General features: G+C 55.3%; 17 protein-coding genes and 1 pseudogene. 6 read left to right on the forward strand and 12 right to left on the reverse strand.

The genetic code is table 11. The features are described from left to right. The first annotated feature begins 70 nt into the window (after positions 1 to 70). Both Pla52nx_RS10140 and Pla52nx_RS10145 read left to right on the forward strand, forming a co-directional pair. Positions 71 to 1,513, forward strand: a complete 1,443-nt coding sequence (locus Pla52nx_RS10140) for a magnesium chelatase (protein ID WP_146521579.1) — start codon at positions 71 to 73, stop codon at positions 1,511 to 1,513. Positions 1,514 to 1,607: 94 nt separating this feature from the next. Continuing rightward, entirely contained in the window at positions 1,608 to 3,305 is a 1,698-nt protein-coding gene (locus Pla52nx_RS10145) for a VWA domain-containing protein (protein ID WP_146521580.1), read from the forward strand. Positions 3,306 to 3,393: 88 nt separating this feature from the next. Here Pla52nx_RS10145 and Pla52nx_RS10150 read toward each other — a convergent pair whose 3' ends face one another. Beyond that, entirely contained in the window at positions 3,394 to 4,329 is a 936-nt protein-coding gene (locus Pla52nx_RS10150; RefSeq protein WP_146521581.1) for a hypothetical protein, read from the reverse strand. Positions 4,330 to 5,047: 718 nt separating this feature from the next. On the opposite strand from Pla52nx_RS10150, the gene Pla52nx_RS10155 reads away from it, so the two are divergent. Further along, entirely contained in the window at positions 5,048 to 5,365 is a 318-nt protein-coding gene (locus Pla52nx_RS10155) for a hypothetical protein (protein ID WP_146521582.1), read from the forward strand. Positions 5,366 to 6,219: 854 nt separating this feature from the next. Here Pla52nx_RS10155 and Pla52nx_RS32910 read toward each other — a convergent pair. The 9 genes and pseudogenes from Pla52nx_RS32910 to Pla52nx_RS10185 all read right to left on the reverse strand — a co-directional run bounded on the left by Pla52nx_RS32910 (position 6,220) and on the right by Pla52nx_RS10185 (position 16,940). Next, positions 6,220 to 6,801: an HU family DNA-binding protein gene (locus tag Pla52nx_RS32910; protein ID WP_146521583.1), complete on the reverse strand. Its 582-nt coding sequence runs from the start codon at positions 6,799 to 6,801 to the stop codon at positions 6,220 to 6,222. Between the two features lie 601 nt (positions 6,802 to 7,402). Next, positions 7,403 to 8,152: an SMI1/KNR4 family protein gene (locus Pla52nx_RS10160; RefSeq protein WP_146521584.1), complete on the reverse strand. Its 750-nt coding sequence runs from the start codon at positions 8,150 to 8,152 to the stop codon at positions 7,403 to 7,405. Between the two features lie 66 nt (positions 8,153 to 8,218). After that, positions 8,219 to 8,803 (reverse strand): dihydrofolate reductase family protein, encoded by a 585-nt coding sequence (locus Pla52nx_RS10165; protein ID WP_146521585.1) that lies wholly within the window; start codon positions 8,801 to 8,803, stop codon positions 8,219 to 8,221. An 86-nt stretch (positions 8,804 to 8,889) separates the two neighbouring features. Further along, on the reverse strand, positions 8,890 to 9,420 hold the full coding sequence (locus Pla52nx_RS32915) for a putative immunity protein (RefSeq protein ID WP_390620396.1): 531 nt from the start codon (positions 9,418 to 9,420) through the stop codon (positions 8,890 to 8,892). 124 nt (positions 9,421 to 9,544) lie between these two features. Next, positions 9,545 to 10,057: an SMI1/KNR4 family protein gene (locus Pla52nx_RS10170; RefSeq protein ID WP_197454816.1), complete on the reverse strand. Its 513-nt coding sequence runs from the start codon at positions 10,055 to 10,057 to the stop codon at positions 9,545 to 9,547. 729 nt (positions 10,058 to 10,786) lie between these two features. After that, positions 10,787 to 11,266, reverse strand: a complete 480-nt coding sequence (locus Pla52nx_RS10175; RefSeq protein ID WP_146521587.1) for a hypothetical protein — start codon at positions 11,264 to 11,266, stop codon at positions 10,787 to 10,789. A 218-nt stretch (positions 11,267 to 11,484) separates the two neighbouring features. Beyond that, entirely contained in the window at positions 11,485 to 15,198 is a 3,714-nt protein-coding gene (locus Pla52nx_RS10180; protein WP_390620397.1) for a DUF6797 domain-containing protein, read from the reverse strand. Positions 15,199 to 15,204: 6 nt separating this feature from the next. Continuing rightward, positions 15,205 to 16,104 (reverse strand): annotated as a pseudogene (locus Pla52nx_RS32920) (DUF6797 domain-containing protein); the annotation flags it as partial. Between the two features lie 92 nt (positions 16,105 to 16,196). Further along, a complete protein-coding gene (locus Pla52nx_RS10185; protein ID WP_146521588.1) occupies positions 16,197 to 16,940 on the reverse strand; it encodes a phytanoyl-CoA dioxygenase family protein in 744 nt (247 codons plus the stop codon). Positions 16,941 to 17,333: 393 nt separating this feature from the next. On the opposite strand from Pla52nx_RS10185, the gene Pla52nx_RS10190 reads away from it, so the two are divergent. Further along, entirely contained in the window at positions 17,334 to 17,582 is a 249-nt protein-coding gene (locus Pla52nx_RS10190; RefSeq protein WP_146521589.1) for a hypothetical protein, read from the forward strand. Between the two features lie 40 nt (positions 17,583 to 17,622). After that, the gene (locus Pla52nx_RS10195) at positions 17,623 to 18,594 is read left to right on the forward strand and encodes a hypothetical protein (protein WP_146521590.1); all 972 of its coding nucleotides are present in this window, start codon (positions 17,623 to 17,625) and stop codon (positions 18,592 to 18,594) included. On the opposite strand, the gene Pla52nx_RS10200 is transcribed toward Pla52nx_RS10195, so the two are convergent. Further along, complete coding sequence (locus Pla52nx_RS10200) at positions 18,574 to 19,269, reverse strand: HAD family hydrolase (RefSeq protein WP_390620398.1); 696 nt, start codon at positions 19,267 to 19,269, stop codon at positions 18,574 to 18,576. The two genes, Pla52nx_RS10195 and Pla52nx_RS10200, sit on opposite strands and share 21 nt — an antisense overlap. A gap of 103 nt (positions 19,270 to 19,372) precedes the next feature. Here Pla52nx_RS10200 and Pla52nx_RS10205 point away from each other — a divergent pair, with 103 nt between their 5' ends. Continuing rightward, positions 19,373 to 20,755 (forward strand): DUF3754 domain-containing protein, encoded by a 1,383-nt coding sequence (locus Pla52nx_RS10205; RefSeq protein WP_146521591.1) that lies wholly within the window; start codon positions 19,373 to 19,375, stop codon positions 20,753 to 20,755. A 417-nt stretch (positions 20,756 to 21,172) separates the two neighbouring features. On the opposite strand, the gene Pla52nx_RS10210 is transcribed toward Pla52nx_RS10205, so the two are convergent. Beyond that, complete coding sequence (locus Pla52nx_RS10210) at positions 21,173 to 21,982, reverse strand: hypothetical protein (protein ID WP_146521592.1); 810 nt, start codon at positions 21,980 to 21,982, stop codon at positions 21,173 to 21,175. Positions 21,983 to 22,157 lie beyond the last annotated feature (175 nt).

Consider the following 22,157-nt stretch of genomic DNA (forward strand, 5'->3'; position numbering starts at 1 on the left):
CCTCGGTTCCCGGGCCGCTACAATCAGGGCGTACCCTGACTGGCGAACACCGGAATCCGGAAACCTTTGAATGAACGCTGCTTCCACCACTCACGACTCAACCGACGCGCCCGCAATCAGCAGTTTGCAGGAACTGCTCGACAGCGGTTGGCAGTCCAAAACGGTCAAACAAGAAATCAAAGACAATTTCACCCGAATGCTGGCCTCGGGCGAGAGCCTCTTTCCCGGCATCGTCGGGTACGATGACACAGTGGTCCCGGAGATCAACCTCGCGTTGCTGGCCGGTCACGACATGCTGTTCTTGGGTGAAAAGGGGCAAGCAAAAAGTCGAATCATGCGAATGCTGACCCGATTCTTGGATCCCTGGCTGCCCTACATCGATCATCCCGATTTGCCGGTCCACGAAGATCCCACCCATCCGATCACTTCACTGGGCCGTCGTCTGATCGCAGAACATGATCCCGCCGACATCAAAATCGGTTGGTGGAATCGCAGTGAGCGGTACACCGAGCGTTTGAGCCCGGGAACAAAGTTTGCCGACATCATCGGCGAAATCGACCCCGCGAAACTGACCGGCGGCGTCAGCATGAGCGCGGAGGAAGCACTCTCGTTCGGGCTGATTCCACGGATGCACCGCGGCATCTTTGCCATGAACGAACTGCCCGAACTCGATGACCTGGTCCAAGTCGGATTGTTCAACATCCTGGAAGAACGCGACGTACAGATCCGCGGCTACCCGATCAAATTTGATCTGGATGTCTTCATTTTGTTCTCAGCAAACCCGTCGACGTACAACCGCAGCGGTAAAGTCATCCCGCAGCTAAAGGATCGGATCGGTTCGATCATTCAAACGCACTATCCGGAAAGCCGCGATAGTGGAATCGAAATCTTACAACAAGAAGTGGCACTGGACCTGGAGGGCGATTACCCGGTCACCGTCCCGTATTTCATGTACCAGCTCATCGAGGAAATCACCAATCAGGCGCGCAAGAGCAAATTCATCGATCAGGCCTCAGGGGTTTCCGCACGGTTCTCGCTCGCAAATTTCCGTAACATGGTCGCGTCCGCCCGCCAACGCGGAATCGTTCACGACGAACGACCTGCCGTGCCCCGCATCAGCGACCTCGGTCACTTGTATTCCAGCTCACTGGGCAAGTTAGAACTGGACCTGATGGGCACGCATCAGATGAGTGAGAAACAAGTGCTCGACAGCGTGGTCGCCAAAGCAATCGAAGTCGTCTTTAAGGAATACGTGGAAGAACACGGGCTTTCGGCGATCGCAGAAATCTTTCGCGGTGGCGTCCGCGTGGTCGTCGGCGACATGCTGCCCAGCAGCCAGTACGCGGAACGACTCAAAAGCGTCCCGCCGGCATGGGAAGCCGCCTTTGAAGTCAACGCGAGCGAGAGCGAAGCCGTCCGCGCCAGTTGTGTCGAGTTTGTCCTCGCCGGCCTGTACAGCATGGAACGCATCAGTCGTTCCCAACAACACGGCAAGATCGAATACGAGACCTAAGAAACGTGGGGCAGGTTTGTAACCTGCCAATTCCAAACGGCAGGTTGAAAACCTGCCCCACGTGTTGTCCATCCGACGAGTCCTCAGCACCATCATGAAATACCGACCCGGCGGCATCATCCATTCGTACCAAAAGTACGATCCGATTTCGTTCCCGCCACCAACGCAGGAACCGCCGGACTTGGTCACGCCCGCGTTCGAACAAGCCTTGATGTACGGCAACTTTCGGGAATTGAGCGAAGAAGAACTGGCCAGAGCGGTCCGCCTGGACCCCAGCCAGATCGCCGGACTCGGTCCCAGCATCGACTTCCTCAAAGCGTTGCTGGAAGAACGCAAACGCAAGATCTTGGAAACCTACGAAACCCGTGGCGTGCAAAAGAAATCCCGCAAAGCCTTCTCGCAGGCCGCCAAGGATGTCCGAGTGCCGCAAAAGCTGGAGAAATCATTTCAACAAGCGATCCGTACTGAACAACCTTATCTGCTGGAAAGCATCTGGTACCGCATCGGCGACGATCACAGCGCCGCAGCCACAGGTCTTTTGAATGTCGCCCAGCGAATGAGCGAAAAACACCAGATCGAGGAACTCGTCAGCAAATATGAGTTCACCGGCAACGAATCGATGACGGTGCCCAAAGCGTTGGAGATCAAAGAGGAACTGGAAAAGATCGACGAGTTGCTCAGGCAACTGGAAGAAGCGTCCAAGACGGCACAAATCGGCTTGATCGACATGGACATGCTCGGCGAGTTTGCCCAGCCTGGCGACATGGAACAACTCGAGGAAATGCGTCGCCAAGTCGAGAACTTGATCCGCGAGCAAGCCGAACGTCAAGGTCTGCAGCGTGACTCCAGCGGAGCGTTTCAGCTCACACCCCAAGCGTACAAGATTTTCCAGGGTCGGTTACTGGAACGAATTTTCAGCTCGTTGGCTCCCTCTCGGAGCGGACGACACACCGGTGACGTGATCGGCGAAGGAGCCGTGGAGTTGCAGCAAACCAAACCCTATGAGTTTGGTGACTCCGTCGCCAACATGGACATGCCGCAAACCGTGATCAACGCCTTGCTGCGTCAAGGAGATGAGCGACCGCTGCGACTACGTGGCGACGATATCGTGGTCCACAAGACACGCAATCACCCCCGCTGTGCCACTTGCGTGATCATGGATATGAGCGGTTCGATGCGATACGACGGCCAGTACATCAATGTCAAACGCATGGCGCTCGCCCTGCAAGGTTTGATTCAAAAGGATTACCCCGGCGACTTCCTTCGCTTCATCGAGATGTACACCTTTGCCAAACTCGTCAAACCGGGCGAGATCATCGATCTAATGCCCAAACCGGTCACAATCCATGACCCGTGGGTACGGCTCAAAGCCGACATGAGTGACGAATCGATCAGCGAAGTGCAGATCCACCCTCACTTCACCAACATCCAACGCTCACTGCAACTTGCTCGCCAAAACCTGATCAACGCCGACACACCCAATCGTCAGATCGTGCTGATCACCGACGGCCTGCCGACGGCTCATTGCGAAGGCGAGTGGTTGTACATGCTGTACCCACCGGATCCTCAGACCGAGCAAGCCACGATGCGGGAAGCCCAACTTTGCCAACGCGAAGGCATCACGATCAACATCTTCCTCGTCCCCAGTTGGTCACAGAGCGAAGAAGACATCCGGTTTGCCAGTCGTTTGGCGCAGTCAACCTCCGGCCGCGTGTTCTTCACCAGCGGCAACAACCTCGACCGATTCGTCCTCTGGGACTACGTCCAAAACAGACGAGAAATCATCTCCTAAATTCCCCCCGCGTTCTGCTGCTCAAGCTACATCGGCTCAGCACTAAACTCCGAAACGACCCATCCCAGAATCAGCACTGGATCAGGCATTAATTCTGCGTGTTGGCATTGCCTGCGGCGAGCACCTTTCTGCGGACATAGGGGCTTACCTCATCCGGGCCGTGCTCCTTGAGGAACGATTGCAGATAGAGCAGACGTGCGTTCTGGATGCTGTCGGCACCGTACTGGAAGTCGAACGTGGTGTATTTTTTAAATTGGTTCCGGCATCGCTGATCGAGTGCTTGCCAAAAAGCGGGCCAGATATTGCGTCGCAAATCGGTCGCCAGCGATCCATGAATTGCAGCTTCCGCTGTCGCATCATCTTTGCCTTCGACGTTGTAAACATCGCGCGACCCGCGATTGCAAGCCTCAAAATCGAAGGCTGCGATTTGGCGGCCGCTTTCTATTTCAAATACAATCGCTTCACCGCCCCAATACCCAGAATGAAATGACCATTCACCTTCCGTCTTGATCGGTTCCCCTGGATTTGAAATCACCGTGCGAATGACAATCACGTATTGGACATCTCGCCAGCTATCTGCAGCCCGCTTTGCAAAGGTGTCGTGCTTCGGATCTGTGGACGAATACCTCAAGTCTTCCTTCACCGACTGTGCAATGTCGCGGAAAGCGTACGTCGCAAGCCGTCTGGGGAGTGGACTTTCGTAGTCACTGTCCCAAGCCTTGAACTCTTTCAAACCGGCCTCTTCTTCAGAACTCATCTCCGGTGGCAGCGCGTCTTTTGAAATCGGCTCCAAGTCCGTCGCGCGGACCCAGACTGTGTTGGGGTCGATGTTAAAACGCAACTCCAAATCCGAAAATTCTTTCTTCTGTTCGGGATCCATTTGTTCACTGGCCTCTCCAATCGGGATCGCGTCGCACGCTTGTTTGACCAGGGCAAGCTGATTCGCTCTGCGAACATAAAGTTTGTGGTTCTCCGTAACGTCGTGCTCAATCCGCTCACGCAGCCGATCTTCGTCTGACTTCATCCAGGAACAGCCAACGAAGCAGCACATTGCTAAGAGCCAACAGAAGCAAGTGAGCTGCTGGTTTGTGAATCGAATCGGAAGATTTCGTCGCTGGTGTTTTTGTGCCGCGATGTCGGTTGAAGGCGATTCGTTCATCAAAGGTTTCTTTCTCAATGGTTTCTTTGGAATGGCCAAATGGTGCCACCCAATGCTGATAATGATTTTGTAAATTTGAGATAAGTCTTGATGCGACAAAGCTTCTGGTTTGAAATGCGGGTTATTACACTCCCTACCTCAAACCCGAATGGATTGCCGGGGTGTCGCACCAAGACAAGGATGATCTTCACACACCAGCCGCTCAGCTGAAAGAGCTATTTGAACTGTTACCGGCCTCGATGCGGTCGTAGTTCTCGCCTTTTTTGGGCCGGAATGTGGTCTTATTTTAGCGTAATTCTTACACCGTGAATTCGGTACACTTTCTCCCGCCCTCGCAGCCTGCACCTCGCACCCCGCTTTTCAAAAAATCTTAATCGTACCCCGCCGCTACCTCGCCCCTTTTCAAACGCGTTGTACGTAAATGAGAGGGCACATGGGTGGTCTTTCTCGCCCACTGTTCTTCTCATGCGAACTCGGGGGAGCCATGGAGACGCGATGGATTTTTGCTTCCACAATACAACGCGTCCAACAGCTCGCCTTGCTCAAATGTTCTCCCTGTCCACACTGCAAGCACACCGGGACGTTGAATCGACACGGCGTCCTCAAAGGCTACGACGAGCAGGATTTCAAGCACAAATCCATCCGAGCGAAACGCATCTTTTGCAGCAATCGTGGAAACGCCAACGGCTGCGGTAAAACTTTCAGCGTTTGGATCGCCGCCAAGGCTGCCCGCTGCCGGTACCTCCCTGTCGCCTATCCTGCCAAGGGAAAGATCGTGCTGCGTCACGAACGTCATCGCGATGGCGACGTGATCGTCTACGAAGGTGGCCGCCGGATCGGTAAGGCCCGCCTGCTGGATGCCGTGGCCAACGGCATGATGCGCCGGAAAGAAGCCTCGTGAGCCTCGGGCGCTAGCCGTGGGCCTCAAACCACAATCCGCACCACTCGTCCACCCTGGCTCCCTTCTCCCCCGGCTTTTCTGGGGGAGAAGGGCTGGGGATGAGGGGGCTGAGCGCTGAAACGTTGCTTCACCCAACACGCATCCATCCCAAGCGACTTCGAGCACGAAAAGCCAACTACCAACTTCACTCCTCCCATTTCCAACATCCACCCATGATCAGATCCTACTTTCTCTGATTCGAAGCTCCTTCCGTCGAGCTTGTCGCGGCGGAGGAAACAACTGACGGCTACTTGCCCAGGCCAACAAAACTTCCCCACCGCCCGCGAATCGCCAAAGGCGATTCGCGGGCGGTGGGGAAGTGAATGCGATTGTGTTGAGGGTAGCTGCCATTTGTTGCTCCGAACCGGGGCAAGCCCGGCGGAAGCAAAGAATCCATCTTACGTAGACCGTGAAAAATGAGTCACTTCTGGGCAGAGATCTAAGCACCGTCATGGTCGAACTTTGATTTGGCCGCCTTGGCGAGATACGAGAAATCTAAGCGTAGTCGGCATCTTTGTGAAAAATCGTCGCTCGCAAATTGCCGCGATTCAGCGCGTGATACAAACCGCCCGCTTCATCGGCACGTGGTGGTCGGGGCATGGAAAGGTTCTCCGAAAAGGGACCTTTGACACAGCGTAACCTGCGAAGAACCAAAAACAAAGAGGCCTGACCCCTTTGATTTGTTGACCCCTTTGATTTGTTTTCCAATTGCCCAGCAAATTGACTCATCAATAATTATGGGATTCGTTTTCGACATTTGCATCGTATTGCAAGATTGGTGGGTGGCACCAAACATCGGCACCAAACATCATTCTCTAGTAATACTGTATTGAAGCGTGTGGTCGAGAACAATGCTCGCACACGAATACGTAAAGCATACCAGCATCGACCAAATCGTAAGGTTCACCAATGCTGGAGTCGAACTGTCCGTAGAAATACATTTGCTGGCCGCAGCACGTTGGTACCTCAGGTAGCTGAATCCAATCGGGGGCTCCTCCGATCTTTGTCTTGCTGGTCGCGGTGGATGGTTCAGCTCGCTCAGTATCTGAATACGGGTTGAGACGAAGCTCAGGAAGTGACTTTGGCGGCACTGGTTCTCTCGGCGAGTCTACTACAGATACATTTCCCAATAATACGGAGCGAATCCACGAATCAGGTTCAAAAGCCAATTCGGGGCGGCCAGGTTGTATCACGGTCTGTCCCGTTGGAATTCGAATCTCACGTTCTGGGCTCTGGGAAAGCTTGAGCTCCCCGATTCCCGGTAAGAGAACGCCCTCCGCGATGGTCTCAATCGCCACCTGAGCCAAAGCATTCAAAACAGCATCGACCGTCCTGATGTCGGCAGCGGAGCGAGTGCTGAGTTCGCTAACTAGTTCGGATCGATCCAGGCCCGGCATTGCTTAGTGTTTTAGTGCAGCGAATGAAATTCGTTTTATGGCGGCACAGGACGGCATGCATCCGATCGTGCGTTGAATTTTATCGGAAGTTGACAGTACAAAATGACTTGCCCCGTGGGACTTGGATCGGAGCGTCCAATCCGCCGCAAAAAGATTCTATCTCAAACGACACTCCCGATGCCAGACTCCATCCGGCCTCGTGCCGGTGGTGAATCGACTGACCGGCTAGACTGCTGCGGCGCAACGACAGTCAGTCTCCCCACTGGCCTCGTGCCAGTGGTCAAGGGACGCTCGCGGTTTGAGGTAGCTTGTGATTGTCCTTGCTTCCACCGGCACGAGGCCGGAGGAGAGCCGAGTGGAACGGCTTGCTTCATTGGTAGCTCGTCAGTCTTACTTCCACCGGGCCAAGCCCGGATGGAGAGTCTGGCAATCAGAAGTAGAACACCGTCTGTGAGTCACGTAGTACTCGTAGGTCATGCTGTGCATGACGAAATGCGGCACGTCCATCTTCACACTTGGCCGCCTCGATTTAGGGAAAACTCCCGCCGACGTCCAGAATGAGCGCATTGCGTTGTGCGATTGGTGTCATACACAGCATGACCTACTGAAACTTCGGTATGTCCGGCAGGTCGCGAATTGCTTTTGCTATCTGCCATGGATCATCTGCCGGAATTCCTTTCGGGCGAAAGTATCGAGGATACCCTTTTTCTTCAAGGATCCGTGTAACTTCATCCCACGCATCATTGCGGCGAGTCTCTTCTGCGGAAAGCGGAGCCGGAAAGATGCTGTCATCGTAGCCCAGGACAAGGTCAAAGAACGCTCGGAACGACGGCGCAAGCAGCGATTCGTAGGGTTTGAGTGCCGATCGATCATCGCGAATCTCGCGCGGAACGACATCATGATTGAAGACGACAATCGCGTAGTCTCCATCGTCGGTCGGCGATTGAAAATCGAACAACAGTGGATCACCGCAGCCGCGAGCCGTTCCGATCTGCATGTACCCAGCTGCCCAAAACGTTGAGTCCCGTAGGACGGAAAAGCTTTGCTCAATCGTTTTGTCGCTTGGTGAATCAGGAAGACGGTATTCGCCAAAATCCATTCCGAGCGCATGACATCCAAGCATGTACGCACGGAAAAACTGAGGGAGAGACGCTGGCAGTTGTCGTTCGAAGCTTGCCACCGACGCGAGAGTGATCGTCGAATCAATCGCTCGCCAGCTTTGCCACTCTTCGTCCGGGTTGGGATCAGAGCGCATGTCAGCAGGAACGCATGGATGCAGATGGTTCGTCCGGGCATGCCAATCCCGAATCGCTGCTCGGATGTAGTCGATGTCTTCGTCGAGTGATGGCATGGGTTTTATGCTAGAACGGCAGCAGTAGTGGGACGCCGCCAAGAGGCTATGACTATTAACTCCGCGTCAACGGCGGCTCACGTTCCCCGCATCATTGGTCGCGCGTCGGTAGTGCATGGCGACCGCACCGTTGCGGAGCGGCTTCGCAGAGACCAATTCCAGTCGTCGTGTGCTGTTGAGCCCGCTTTGATACAGAGTCGGACCGTGGCCGGCAATGATCGGGTGGATGAGAAATCTGTACTCATCAATGAGATCCAGCCTGTCCAACTCCGCCGCGAGCTTGCCGCTGCCAAGAAGCACGCCGGCCGGGTTCGCATCCTTGACTTTTTTCACGCCCGTCAGCAATTCCCCAGCGACGTGGTGGCTATTGGTCCAAGGAAAATCCTTACGAGTCGACGACACCACATACTTCGGCTTGGCCTCCAGACTGACCGCCCACTCACGGATAGCCGGCGGCACTTCAACCTCACCGCGGGCAACCGCCGGCCAGTAACTCTCCATCATCTCGTAAGTGTGACGCCCCCACAGCATTGCCCCGCCCTCATCCATGAGGCGGGTGAAGAAGGCATGTGTTTCTTCGTCGGCGATTCCCTCTTGGTGGTCGACGCAACCGTCCAAGGTGACGTTAATGCTGAAGGTTAAAATGCCCATGGCAGTGAGTCTATTCCGACGTGGGGTGGATCGCGGGGCTGTCACTTCGGTTTATCGCTTGGTTCACCCTTATTTCGCGACAGTACTTAGTCATTGAAGAGCAACCAACATTTTTCGTTGCGCATCCGTTGATCGTCTAGTACGAGCTCACGAATTGTGTCCGGCAGTTGCGCTCGTTGCCATTGACACTCAGCTCGTCCTGCATCATCTCGTAGCGATACTTCTAAGTTCGCTCTGACGGCGCGAATAGCATAGGCAGCCGCACAAAGTTCATGGTCCGCCATGTGTGCGACTGCAACGGCGTGTCCAGCTGACTTGGCAGCCTCTTTGGCCGCACCTGATGCATTTCTTGCGGCGGCATGAGCAGCGAAAGCCGCCGTACGTGCCTGCTTCATCGTTATCTCACCACGCGCCCAAGCTCTGGCTTGTTCAATCGCGAAGCGAGGCCTGGAATCTTGGGGATGGTCATACTCGAAAAACGGTAGTACGTGCTCGGCACAAGCTGCCGCCCAAATGGCCAACAATGAATGCTGGCCCCCTTCTAGTGTTCCTCCGCGTCGCACCGTAATCAGGCGAGGATCTCGTTTTCCTTTCTCGTGCATGACCATAAACTTCATGTGATCGCTATCTACCAGAGTGGACCACTGCTCAGCGTAGCCGAGCGGCGGCGGTACGCGATGATCTCAGATTCCGCCGAAGTCGCCGCTCCGGTTCACGCGATGATTATCCGCGACTTTAGGTCTAAGGCCGCGTGCCATTGGGAAATTGATCATAGTAGCCACCGAGTATGGCACACTTCGCTTCGTCAGCAAGTGATTCTAACCAATCAAGCACCGACCGAAAACTCTCTTTAACCTCGTCATCATGTTCATTGAAGCACCAGACCGGCGAGTCGTCGGGCGCGCTGCAGCGAATCATCAAGAATTGTTCGCCGAGGCGACCGGCAATCACCAGAGCGTCTGGCGGTAGAACGGGCAATCCGCATTCGGGGAATTCGTTGCGATCCTCGCGACACTGAGCCGTCATATCCAAGACATGAGGATAGGTTGCGGCGTAGTGGTCGTGCGTAAGCAGGCGGCCAGAGTTGTGGCCCATTTCGGTCAGGTACGAGCGATAAGTCGACGGTAGCGCAACGCCGTATTTCGATTCGAGTGCAACAATTTCAACATCGGTACAGCCAACAAGGGAAGTCCTTCGAGCGATCTCATCGCGGTCGAGGCGAAGCAGGAATCTGTCGAATAAATGCTGTGTCACGATTCAGTATCAGGCGGCGAATGAAATGCGATCGACGGAAGTACAAGACGTGCATGCATCCGATCGTGCGTTGAACTTGGTCGGACGTTGACAGGACAAAATGGCTTGCCCCGTAGGACTTGGATCGGAGCGTCCAATCCGCCTCAGAAAGATTCTATCTCAACAGACACTCCCGGTGTCAAACCGAGCAGGTACAACCGCCGTCACGAGTCCCGCATGCCGCACTGGACTCGTGACCTCATCCACGACAGATCTCTCCCTTGCGCCCTTGAGCCCTTGAGCTTAGCCGTTTGATCAGACTCCATCCGGCCTCGTGCCGGTGGTGAATCGACTGACCGGCTAAACCGCAGCGCAACAGCAACCAATCTCCCCACTGGCCTCGTGCCAGTGGTCAAGGGACGTTCGCGGTTTGAGTTAGCTTGTGGTTTCCCTAATCTCTACCGGCACGAGCAGGCTGTCGATTCATTGAGCCGCGACGCGTAATGGGCCGGTCAAGACTTCGCCGTATCGATGGCATCGTCCGCATTCATGGCAAGACGCCAGACCACCTCGCTCCGATCCTGGAGCGACTGGGACTGCAAAGTTCGGTGTGGTGTGACACGCTTAACAAACCAATCCACTTCTAAGTCGCTCGTGAAAGCGACACGGGGGATGCTCGGCGTCTTCGGTATCACATGAACCAAAACGATCGACAAATTTCGTCGAAATCAATATTGATTGAGCGATCGCTTATTGGCCAATCCATGACTTCAGTGGAACCGGGATCACGGACGACGACTGGGTGGCTTGATGAGCGGGCTGCGCCATCGTTTGCGTCGGACTGACGACAGGGTTGTTGATCACACCCTGAGGTGCAACCACCACGGGAGCGGAGTGAACCACTGGTGGCGCGGTCTGGATTGATGGTTTGTACCCTGGCGCCGCGAAGGTCGGCGTGGTCACGACCGGGACCGCGTAGACGGGCTGTGAATAGGTGGGCGTATGAGAATAGTAGCTCGACTGGCGAACGGTCGATGGTTGATAGGAGCGAGAGCGACCACCGAAAGCATTGTTCGTATTTCGGTTGCTGGTATACAGCATGCTGCCCGGCTTTTTGTTCAACGGCTTGGCCCAACCCCAGCCACCACCCTCTGCATTTTTTGGGGTAGCGAAACAGGAAATGGTGGTCAGAGCAATGACGGCGAGACAGGCTTTGAATGCGAGTTTCATCAGACAATCCAGATTGGTGGGAGGCTTGGTTGGACGAGATTCGGGTGGTCGTAACCCCCTGGCGACCGAGCAATGTTCGGCTGCATCCATCAACTGACAGAGCGAACACCATGCGAAAACGTTACACCCTTTTTTCCAGCGAGCCTGAAAAAGAGGACCGATTCGTGTTATCCACCAACTTGACAGGGCTTCTCGTTGCGGATGATGATTCGCTTGGGCTAGCGGACGACCATGATGCCATTCATGACCATCCAATGGCCGGGGAAAGTGCATAGGAATGGGTAGCGTCCAGACGCTGCAGGTGCGATAAAGTGGACCGTTTGTGATGCCCCCGGTGCGACGATGTCGGTGTACACCAAAACGGAATCCGTCTCCGGAACGTACTGCCGAACATACGCGTTGGGGTCGGCGATCAATCTATTGGATAACGCTCCTACATGCTCAAGCTGGTCGCGTCTGGCAAGAACCCAGTTGTGGGGCACAACGTCAGGATTGGTCAGGGTCAACGCGATCGGCTCGTTGGCCGAAACGATGAACTCGGGTGTTTCATAGGTCAGATTCTTGCCCGTTCGAATGGTGATCTCGCGCGCATTGCCGATCGGTTGAGACCATGGATTGGGCGACGCTTCGGAACGCGGCGCAAGGTCCGCCAGCATCGGATGCACGGCTATGGTTTTGTCCGGGTCGGACTGGTAGCCGTCAAACTGTGTGAACGGAGCATCCAGTCGATGCGCCGTGATGAACAGGTCATGACCGCTGCCTGCGGGCGAGCAAGTTATCGAGTCGTTTTGGTTCACATGCAGTCGCAAGTGAAGTTGATTGACAGGCTGTAGCTCCGGTATCTCCAGGAACAGCGAACGTCCGTCGGGCAATGGTTGCACCGAGCGAATCCGCAACGGATCGTGTCCCGCCACGCCAGGATGCGTGGTCGACAACTCCGGCGAGCCGTACGCCTCGCTGTACCGATAGTTCCATGCTTGTGCAAAGTGACTGGATGCTTTGCCGGCAACCTCGAGGTCAATCGGCTCGGCAAAGGAGACCCTGACTCCATTTTCATGCACGTGAAATGAGACCGGGATTTGCACGGTATCACCGGTGTAGCGGATACGTTGAAAGCATCCATCGTCGGGTGTGTAAGAGCCCCAGCCAGTCATCCCTGAAACGTATAACTGTCCGTCGCATGGGGAGACACGACCGCGGTGAACGCCTGATTGGAAATCACCCGTCATGGGAACCACCGCTCCCTGCCGTTGTCCGTTGACTTCGTCGATCAAGACAACGAACCAGCAGCCGGTGCCAAATGAGAAATGCGCCAACTTGCCATCCAGTGGGCCGAAGGAATCACTTTGGATCAACAACTGGCCGCCACTGGAATTGTCGAGGCCGCGAGGCAAGTAAACGAGGGGCAACTGTGGCGGCTCACCGTTTTTTGGACCACCGTATCCGTAGTGTGGTGTTACGTCGGTGTCGGGTGGGATCGCACAGATCATCGACGCGGGCGTCCAACCGCCTTCTGAACAGGGCACCGTGATCGTTCCATCGGCCAGAATGCCCAGCCCGTCGGGGTTGCGAAAACCGGTTGCCAAGACTTCTGCTCGCTCTCCGTCGGCCGAGAGACGGAGCAAGCCCTGATTGCCCGATGCGGTGTAGAAATTGCCTTGAGTATCTCGCTGCAAGCCGCAAATGTAGTCGTGACCGGCAGCCGAAGTCACAAAGGCTTTGTTGACGCACTCATAAAAGTCTGCTTCGCCGTCGTCATTGAGGTCCGTCAACCGCATCAATTGATCACGGCATTGTACGTAGATACGCCCATTGGCGACCACGAGCCCTAGAGGGTAATGCAACCCCGAGGCAAATCGGCGCCACCTCGCATGGCCTGGTTTCTGTGGATCAGAATCCAGACCGCTGACGTGCCACACGTCGCCTTGCATCGTGCAAACCAGGGCACTGCCGTCGGGCAAAAAATCGTGCCCCGTGCAAAACATCAGTGCGTTCCATGGATTTTCAAACGGCAACTCGATCGTATCGATCGCGTACGGCTGTGATTTGCCAGGAACAATTTTGGTCGTGATCACCTCAGGCCATTGTGCGAATCCTCGGGCGAGAAATTCTCCTCGCATCGGATGTTGATCACGCGGGGCAACGCGATGAATGAACTGACCGTCTGCCTCCCATGGGGAATCGAGGTATTCCACGTCGCCGATTCGATAAGCAAACACGACACGATTGCCATGCCGATAAAACCCGTGGTATCGCGTCGGCAAATCTTGTTTCGCCGCTTGATCGCGAGCAATCACTTTCCCTTGCATCTGCAAACCGTGCATGAAGCCATGGCGAACGGACGAGAACCCGACGAAGCCGTCTTTCCAGATCACGTCATAGGTCAGCGTGTCGGGATTGAAGCACGCGGAGACTTTGCCCTGATCTCCGAGTTTCAGGCAAATCCCACGGGCGATCGTCTTCCCGGCTCCATGCAAGACACCGCATTGAACCGAGCCGAGCGCGGATTCGTTCCAGCGGCCGTCTGCCCAAGTCGACTCGTCCTGGTTTCCCCAGTGCCCTTGCTGGCCACCGTCCAGTCCGAGATAGGGTGCGATCAATGCGGGTTGTTGATCGTGCTGGCGGAAATACTCGGCCTGCTTGGTGTAAAAGTCAAAGACCCGATCTCGATTGACTGGAGCATCATGATTGGGCCAATTTGTCTTGGAGATCGGCTGACGTGTCACAGGAAAATCGACCGGACCGTGGTCGTGTGTTTGCGAGGCTGACTCGGCAATGACCCGTTGGATCGGAGCGCCAACCTTGCCATTCAAGTCACCATCGACATGACGCAATTCGTTCAAGAAACAAATCAGGTCCAGCAGCTCTCGTTTGGACGTTGCCGCGGTGAGCCCGGCGGGCATGACGGTGCCGCCAGCGACTTCGTCCTCGATCTCTGACTCGGAGATCCGCGTTTCTTTGCCGGTTGCAGGATCACGTAACGTCAGGATTCCGTTCTCAGAGGACTGTTTGTAGCCCGACACCACGGCTCCGCTGCTGGTCAAAACTCGCCAAGTGACAAACTCGGGTTTCACCTCACGGCCAGGCCACAACACCGACTCCACAAGATGTCGTAAGTCACGTTGCGGGGCGATCGAAGCCAGCTCGGGTCCGACCTCGCCGCCGTGCGTACCAACTCGGTGACAGCTCATACACGCGAGTTTGGCACTGGCGAACACACGAGCACCTCGAATCGCATCGCCGCTATCCAACGCGTCCCGAATCAAACTCGACACTCGATTTTCATCGTAAGGTTGCTCGTTCCGTTTCGCGGGATCCGCCTGTGTATTGGCCGGAGTTCCGGTTTGTCCTTGCTCCTCGATGTCTTTTTCGTCGACGTCTTTCCCGTCCAGCCGCCAAAGTCCCAGCGTTTCATCATCTCTGGCAGGCTGAGTGTCCGACGATGCGATGACGGACTGGCGAGCACGAGAAATACGCACCCATGCAATCTCTCCGACGCAGCCGATTCTGCCGCTGACCAGCCGACCGATCGCCAAGGGGCCAGCCAGCGGAGATCGCGAATTCGACTTGGGTTCCTGTTTGGCGATCGATTCGTTGGCGATCTCGCGACCGTCGACGAACAGACGAACGCGGTCCTGTTCGTAAGTCATCGCGAACGCATGTGATTTTCCGTCACACACATTGACGCCGCTGCGGACATGATCGGGCCGACACCCCGGCAGGTAGGCAGTCAGGTTGCCATTGCCTGCCATCGTGAACAGTTCCCAGTGGTCGGGCGATGATTTGGATTCACTGGCGACCAGGATGTTGTATTTTTCCTTTTGGTGAAGTGTTGCAACACATTCCACCGTGATCGGTGGTTGTCGATACGTGTCTGCACCTGGAAAGACGCGTCCGATTCCCGGCGGTTGCGGCTTGGGTTTGGGACGCATGTCCGGCGGGGTTGGAGGTTTCGCGCCACCGCTGCCGGGCGTGGCGAGTTCCTTTTCCAACCAGCGAAGTCCGTCCAAGTTCTCTGCCAGCGACTCTTTCGCATCCAATGTATCACGGTGATCCAAGATCCCGATGGGTCCGTCGTAGCCACTGGCAAGCACCTCGCGGATCATCTCCAACTCATACCGGCCTTTTCCGATACCAAGGATTTTTGGTTGAGCGTCGTCGTTCATTCCGTTCAAGTTGAGGCAGAGCAAGAACGGTTTCATCAGGGCTAGCGATTGTGGCCAATCGTCGATGTGTCCGTGGCCATGATGAAAGTTGTAGACGATGCCGACATGCGTATGCCCCAGTTCGTGCAAGCGTTTGCACACGGCCACCATGTTTTGTGGCTCGCCGCCCCAACCCCCGTGATTGTAAATGCCAAGTTTGCAGTCCAGTGATTTCGTTCGCTCTGCCAGAGACAAGATCGACTGCGCCGCAGCGTCTACTTTTTCTTTTTGATTCTCACCGCTGGGCTCACCGAGCATCTGCCAGATTTGAGGATGCAGATCATGCTTCTCAAACAGCTTGAACGCTTCGTCATGAACGGACCAGAAAGCAAAGTATTCGATGCCGTGTTTCTTGTATTCCAGGATCTCTTGCTCGAACGTGGGGACATGTTCACCACGCCAGTCGTAGGCGCATCGTTTGATCCCAAGTTCACTGAGCATCTCGGCGCGTTCGGCGGGACCTCGTTTGGCGGCATCAAAGGGGACGATGCACCATGCGACGAGATTCGATTGTCTCAAGACAGTTGAATCGAGTTCTGTCGGACGGTCTTGGCACAATGCGGTTGAACCAAAGATGGCAATCAGGGAGGCGAGTAGCACTCGTCCTGATGAGAATGCCTCGGAAAGATTCATCATGGCAGGCAGGCTAGCGTATCGGTGATGATGGGTGGCGAGAGTGGGGATTCGTATTGTAGCCTGCCCGCCGCAGACGCGTTTGCTGGCACTCAGTCGTTGTGAGGAATGTCGCTGAATGGGCGGATGAAGGTATGCCACTGAAAGCCATCCGACAGAATGGGATCAGCAGCGAACTCCAAATGCAAAATGCGGCGATGCCGGGTCGTGGTTTCGGAAGATGCACCGCTGCAATGACTGATCAAGGGACGCATCGCCAGCACATCGCCGGCTTGTGCGTGGACGGTGACCGCGTGATCCGCACCGACACCATCGCTGGTACCGGACACATGCGACCCTGGTACCACTCGCAGCGGTCCGTTCTCATCCGTCACATCGTCCAGGTGCAGTCGCATCGTCAACATGCGTTGCAGGACACGATCGGACGCGACGACGTGGGGCACGCCGGCCTTGACCGTTGGTCGGGAAAACTCGGTTGATGGCAACGTGTTGTCTTGCACCGCGATCGCGGTGTCCTTGTGCCAGGGCAGCGACCAAGTTCGATCGGGCGGTTTGTCAAAAAACAGGACACGCACCAGACCATAGTGATTGCCAAGCACCAACGTCAAAACTCGATCGAGCTTGCCCGTCTGCCAAACGGAATGAACCATCGGCACCACATCCAACACATTCCTCGCCGCGTAGACGTGTCCGCGACTGGACCTAGCTCTTTCGGAATCGTTGTCATGATCAAACGCCGTCTCGCAAGCGTTTACCAACGATTGGCAGCTCTCCTTGGGAATCACATTCTTGATGAGAACGTAGCCTGTGGCAGAAATTCGTTCGTGCTCATTCATATCAACTCACCACTGATATTCACCGCTGCGCACCTTATTTTCCGCAGACAATCTGAACGCAAAACGCCCCATCGGTGAGAAATGTGACGAGCGAAGATCCGCCTCGTCAATCTCAAAAAGGACGAAACCAAGGGGTTTGTCGCGTTATCCGAACGAAATCAGCACTATCAGCGTTGGGGTGTTTGCGGTAGTCTGTTCGTGAGAGGATAGAGCTGCGGCAACATCATTATTTGCAGCCGTTTCGACCACGGAATGAGCGTGCATGTCCTCCACAAGTATCTTTCCGCAAAATATCCGTGAGCGAAAGCCAACGAGATAGCTTCCATTGATCTCCGTGCAAATGGGGTCGAAAGCCGGAATCAGCCGCGACGACGAACACAGGAGAATTCGATCTTGAATAACGATTACCTCAGAACGGACCCCATCGAGAGTTCCGAAAAGAACTACGAGATCCAGCAAATCGGTTTAGACGGCAACGTGTTGGCCACGCTCAGCGTGGAAGCCGGCAGCGGAGAGGCCGCTATCAAGCAGATCAGCAAAGTGGCCGAAGGAACCGAGACGATCACCGTCACGTTGAACGACGAAGTCATCAATGAGATGGGAGTGGATTACTGGCATAAACGCGTTCGCGGCAGAAATTGACCCGTCAGGATTGATTCACGCGACACGACTGAGGTTGATGATGAAGCAGCCGTTGTTGCGTTGCACATACCTGTGCGTATTTGGTTATGTCTGTTTGGTCACCGCTTGGCGGCTTCCTGCGGACGAACCCCTTCTGAACCAAGCACTGCTGAACCCAGTAACGGCAGGAACGCTGATCGTTCCTGCTGTTTCGCCGGGAACCCCCGCCGCAGGAAAACGCGTTCTGATGACGGCTCCGGAGTATGCGGGGACGGATGTGTTCCACACACTCTATTTGCCGCAGCATTGGAGTCCCGACGGGGAGCCGACGCCGATCATCTTTGAGTACACCGGGAACTACTTTCCGCAAAGCGGATCGACCGGCAAAGTCGAAGACGGGGCACTTGGATACGGGCTTTCGGGCGGTCGGTTCATCTGGGTTTCATTGCCGTATGTGAATTCGCAGGGCACCGCTAACGAAGTCACTTGGTGGGGCGATGAGCGGGCCACCGTGGAGTACGCAAAGCTGAATGTGCCTCGGATCATCGAGCGATTCAATGCAGATCCGGACGCGGTCTTTCTTTGCGGATTTTCACGCGGTGCCATCGGTGTCAACTACATCGGATTGCACGACGACGAGATCGCCAAGCTGTGGACAGCGTTCATCTCCCATGATCACTTTGACGGAGTCCGGCAATGGAATACCCCCTGGGGTTCGCCACTGCAGCAATACCAGGCGGATGCTCGTAAGCGATTGGAGCGAGTGGGAAATCGCCGCTACTGGGTCAGTCAAAACGGCTTGAGCAGTCAGAGCGAGCAGTTCATACGCTCGGTGTATCCCGTCCCCGATCAATTCACGTTCGCCAGTATCGATGCCTCAGAAATTCTGGGCAGTTTTCCCAACGAGATCGCCAAGTCGCCGCACACGGATCGCTGGCTCTTGAAACCGAGTCAGTATCGGAGCGACGTTTGGGATTGGATGAACAAGGTCACGAGCCCGGATGATCATATCTCATCTGCCCAACAGCCTTAGCAACCGAATGTCGGTGAGGGACTCCGCCAGCAAGTAGGCGCCGGCAAAGTCCTGGGTCTTGGTGTGCTCGTTGGGAACAGCGACCGTGATGGCTCCTGATGCGACCGCCGCGGCGCATCCGTTGCCACTGTCCTCCAACACCAGCATACGTGTTGGTGGAATATCAAAATGGCCCGCGGCACGGAGGTACATTTCTGGATGCGGTTTGCCGTTGACGACATCGTCACCGGTCAGGACAAACGCGAGTTGATCACGCCAGGGGATGTCGCTAAAGATCACGTCGACCCATTGGCGTCGGCTGCTGGTGGTCAAAGCAAACGGTACTTCGCGGTCCAGCAACGCATCTATCCACTCATTGAGTCCAGGCATAGGGCGGAGCTGTTCGTGCAACAGTTCTCCGTACAGTGCATCGGATTCGGCCAGCAGCTCAGCAGGGGAATCGTCGAGCAAATGGAATGCGATCATTTGTTCGACGGCTGCGGTACCGATCCGTCCCATCATCCGTTGTTGCAGCTCGGCAGAGTATCGGTGTCCTCGGCGTTGCAGGACGATGTCGCCCACCTGCCAGTAGATTCGCTCCGTGTCGAAAAGCAGTCCGTCCATGTCCAACGCAACACCGTCGATCGCGGGCGTTTGCGAATGCATTTCGTCCGCAGTTGAGTCTGCGGCGTTCATCTGCTGGGCATTGTGATCGTCGATACTCATATGGTCCAATAGAGGTAGTTAGAAGAAAAAGTGTAATCGAGATTTTGTCCCGGTAGGATTGTTCGAGAATCAAGTGTCCGCGAATCAATCGCACGTCGATCGAGTGTTCACCTCGTGGTCCATGGACCACGGAGGTCCGTTGACGCGTTCCATTGCCAGCGCCAGCACCTCAGGGATGATCGATCCCGACGCGGCACACTGGTCGATTGAGCCATTCATTCCGATCACCGTTCAAGCGCTGTTGGATCACCTTTGCAGTCGAGCGACGTCAACCGCCGAGCTTTCGCCCGCCGACGTGGATTTGTTCCGTCAGTTTGCCGCCAGACTGGAAAGCCTAATCCACAATCGGACCCAGTCGAACCACCAGCAGTTTTCGAACCATTACTCGGAAATCGATCCGGACAGCGATTGCCGGATTCCGGGTGAACTGATCACAACGGTCCCGGATGCGGCGTCATCGGCGGAGGCAACCGGTCAACGGGACTCAACAAAATCCGATTTTGATGAAGTTGCGTCGACTGAGCAAGATGAACGCCAGCGAGCCAACGCCAAGGCACTGATGGAGCTGTGCGACAAAATCCTGATCAGCGGCGGTTACCGAAAACTGGGGCAAGACGAACTCGAAAAATGCGTCGGGGTCGCCAGCCAGTGGGGCGTTCCGCTGAAAGTCGACTTCAGCTTGTTTCGCCATCTGGCTGTTTATGCCAGGGGCGACATCATCGGCAAGCGATTTCGGCGACGCCTAAGATCTCTGTATCGACCGGAGTTGGTTGACGTGGCCATCTACCAACGTGTGGTGGTCTTGTTTCAAGTGGACGAAACGCTTGATCTGGGCGAGCAACTATCGGACACGGAGCTACACCTGCGGATGTTCAAGAATATTCCCAAGCAAGATGTCGACATGCTGTTGCCCGGGGGGAAGGTGCTGTTGAGCAAGCTGGACCAAGCCAAAATCATTGTGCCGAGTCTCGGTGGCTGGCTGCTATCACTCCAGAAGATCGGCCGTTTTGTCTTGATGTTCGTTGCGTTGACCATGTACACGACCGCTTTCGTTTTTGCACTTGCGATCGCGGCGGTCGGGTATCTGGTCAAGAGTGTTTTCAGTTACTTTCAAACACGCAACCGTTACTTGCTGGACCTGACACGAAACCTTTACTTCCAAAAACTCGACACCAATGCGGGAGCCGCTTACCGAATCATTCAACAGGCTCATCGACAATCCACCGTCGAAGCGATGTTGGCTTATTACGCCGTCGTGACGGAATCCAAACCGATCAGCACACGCCGGCTGAGACGCAAGTGTGAGCGGTTGGTCCGAGAAGCGATTCGCGTTGAGATCGATTTCCAAGTCGATCGGACGCTCGAAACGCTACGTGAATTGGGCGCGATCGAATTAGCGGGCGATGGTGAACGTTGGATCAAGTCGGCGGAGATGATACCGGTCGACAACATTTGAGACTTGATGGGACGCAATGAGTGCTGATTCCTCTGGCCGACTTGGCGAATGCGAGGGAGGGGGCCGGTCTGCGCAAGTCAATGATCGAAGATCGCAAAACACTTTGCGGGGCACGCTATCGACTTGGAAAGTCGAGCGACGATTGTCGTTCGACTTTCCAAGTCGAAAACGGACACCACCATCCGCCCAAACGCAACCCATCCGCCTTGCGCCCAGCTGCGAAGACTGCTGATTGAGTGGCCTGGGACAGCTTGAAGTTAGGGTTTGCTGTATTGGATCTTGTTGAAGATCCCACCGCTACAGGATCTTTAACAAGATCCACTACCCTAAAGACAAGCTGTACCAGACCACTAGGCGCGGATTATTTATCAGCCGCCACGATAACCGTGCGACACCCAGCCTTTTGTCAGACAACCATCAGAATTGCGAGGCTGGGACAGACTCGCCTGCCTGGACATCGGCGTTCTCGAATCGCGCGATGGTTTTCGCGGTATAGATTAGGAGGTTGGCATATTTTACGAACGTCACCATGCCGAGCAGAAATAGCAGCAAACCGAAGCAACCGACAACTTCAGTCGGGGGGACGCCATTGATTTGACGCCCCGCAACAACAAGGATTCCGATCATTGCGGAAATGCAGATCAGCAAACCGACGATTAACCCGATCACAGTTTTGGCAGAACGAACCAAGTCCGGTTGCTGTAGATATTGGTTCAGGCGTTTGAGAAAGACGGTGAAGCAGATCATGGCCGCAAAGGACAGAATGGTCGTCATCAGATTCATTACGGAGTTGACAGCACTATTCCTGGGCATTGGGACGCCTGGATTTCGCATTCCGAACCACGCGCCGTACATGATAAAGCCGACGAAGATGAGGAACAGCAGGATTTGAATCGCAACGGAGAGGGCAACCATTGTCTTGCCATTGGTCTCTGATGGGACGGACAGGCAAAGGATCTGTCCCACAAACATCGCTAGCGCTCCCCCAAAGAAAGCTAGGGTCATCAAGACCACCGCACCCATCCCGATGATCGGCAATCCAACGACGGCCGCAATCGCCACGCATGCCGGCCCGAGGATCAAAGCCAGCAAGATGGAGCATATTCCGTAGTAGACGATGTAGAGCCCCGTCTTGGTGCTACGCAAATGCCCAAGCTGCCATCCCAGAGGTGTCTCCGTGATCACTTCGGCAAGAACGGGCGCCTGATAGGGATTGAATTCACTCACCGAACTGGTTTCCCTACTGGCTGACGACGTTTGGAATCAACGGGACGCTAGTTTTCGCATTCATTCCGACTATTCACGCGACTGACTACAGTCTTCGCAATACGTTTGCACGAAACGGTTTACGCGGATTGGCACGAAAACAGTCTGCGTCTATCAGCCGCCACGCGATAGCGTC

Source organism: Stieleria varia, from assembly GCF_038443385.1.
GTDB lineage: Bacteria > Planctomycetota > Planctomycetia > Pirellulales > Pirellulaceae > Stieleria > Stieleria varia.

What these genes read in the sequence shown, in the direction of transcription:
- Pla52nx_RS10185 (WP_146521588.1), bottom strand. Translation starts at nt 16,940, where the DNA reads ATGAATGAGCACGAACGAATTTCTGCCACAGGCTACGTTCTCATCAAG.
- Pla52nx_RS32915 (WP_390620396.1), bottom strand. Translation starts at nt 9,420, where the DNA reads ATGAAGTTTATGGTCATGCACGAGAAAGGAAAACGAGATCCTCGCCTG.
- Pla52nx_RS10175 (WP_146521587.1), bottom strand. Translation starts at nt 11,266, where the DNA reads ATGAAACTCGCATTCAAAGCCTGTCTCGCCGTCATTGCTCTGACCACC.
- Pla52nx_RS10160 (WP_146521584.1), bottom strand. Translation starts at nt 8,152, where the DNA reads ATGCCATCACTCGACGAAGACATCGACTACATCCGAGCAGCGATTCGG.
- Pla52nx_RS32910 (WP_146521583.1), bottom strand. Translation starts at nt 6,801, where the DNA reads ATGCCGGGCCTGGATCGATCCGAACTAGTTAGCGAACTCAGCACTCGC.
- Pla52nx_RS10140 (WP_146521579.1), top strand. Translation starts at nt 71, where the DNA reads ATGAACGCTGCTTCCACCACTCACGACTCAACCGACGCGCCCGCAATC.
- Pla52nx_RS10195 (WP_146521590.1), top strand. Translation starts at nt 17,623, where the DNA reads ATGAAGCAGCCGTTGTTGCGTTGCACATACCTGTGCGTATTTGGTTAT.
- Pla52nx_RS10145 (WP_146521580.1), top strand. Translation starts at nt 1,608, where the DNA reads ATGAAATACCGACCCGGCGGCATCATCCATTCGTACCAAAAGTACGAT.
- Pla52nx_RS10200 (WP_390620398.1), bottom strand. Translation starts at nt 19,269, where the DNA reads ATGAACGCCGCAGACTCAACTGCGGACGAAATGCATTCGCAAACGCCC.
- Pla52nx_RS10165 (WP_146521585.1), bottom strand. Translation starts at nt 8,803, where the DNA reads ATGGGCATTTTAACCTTCAGCATTAACGTCACCTTGGACGGTTGCGTC.
- Pla52nx_RS10180 (WP_390620397.1), bottom strand. Translation starts at nt 15,198, where the DNA reads ATGCGTCCCAAACCCAAGCCGCAACCGCCGGGAATCGGACGCGTCTTT.
- Pla52nx_RS10150 (WP_146521581.1), bottom strand. Translation starts at nt 4,329, where the DNA reads ATGAAGTCAGACGAAGATCGGCTGCGTGAGCGGATTGAGCACGACGTT.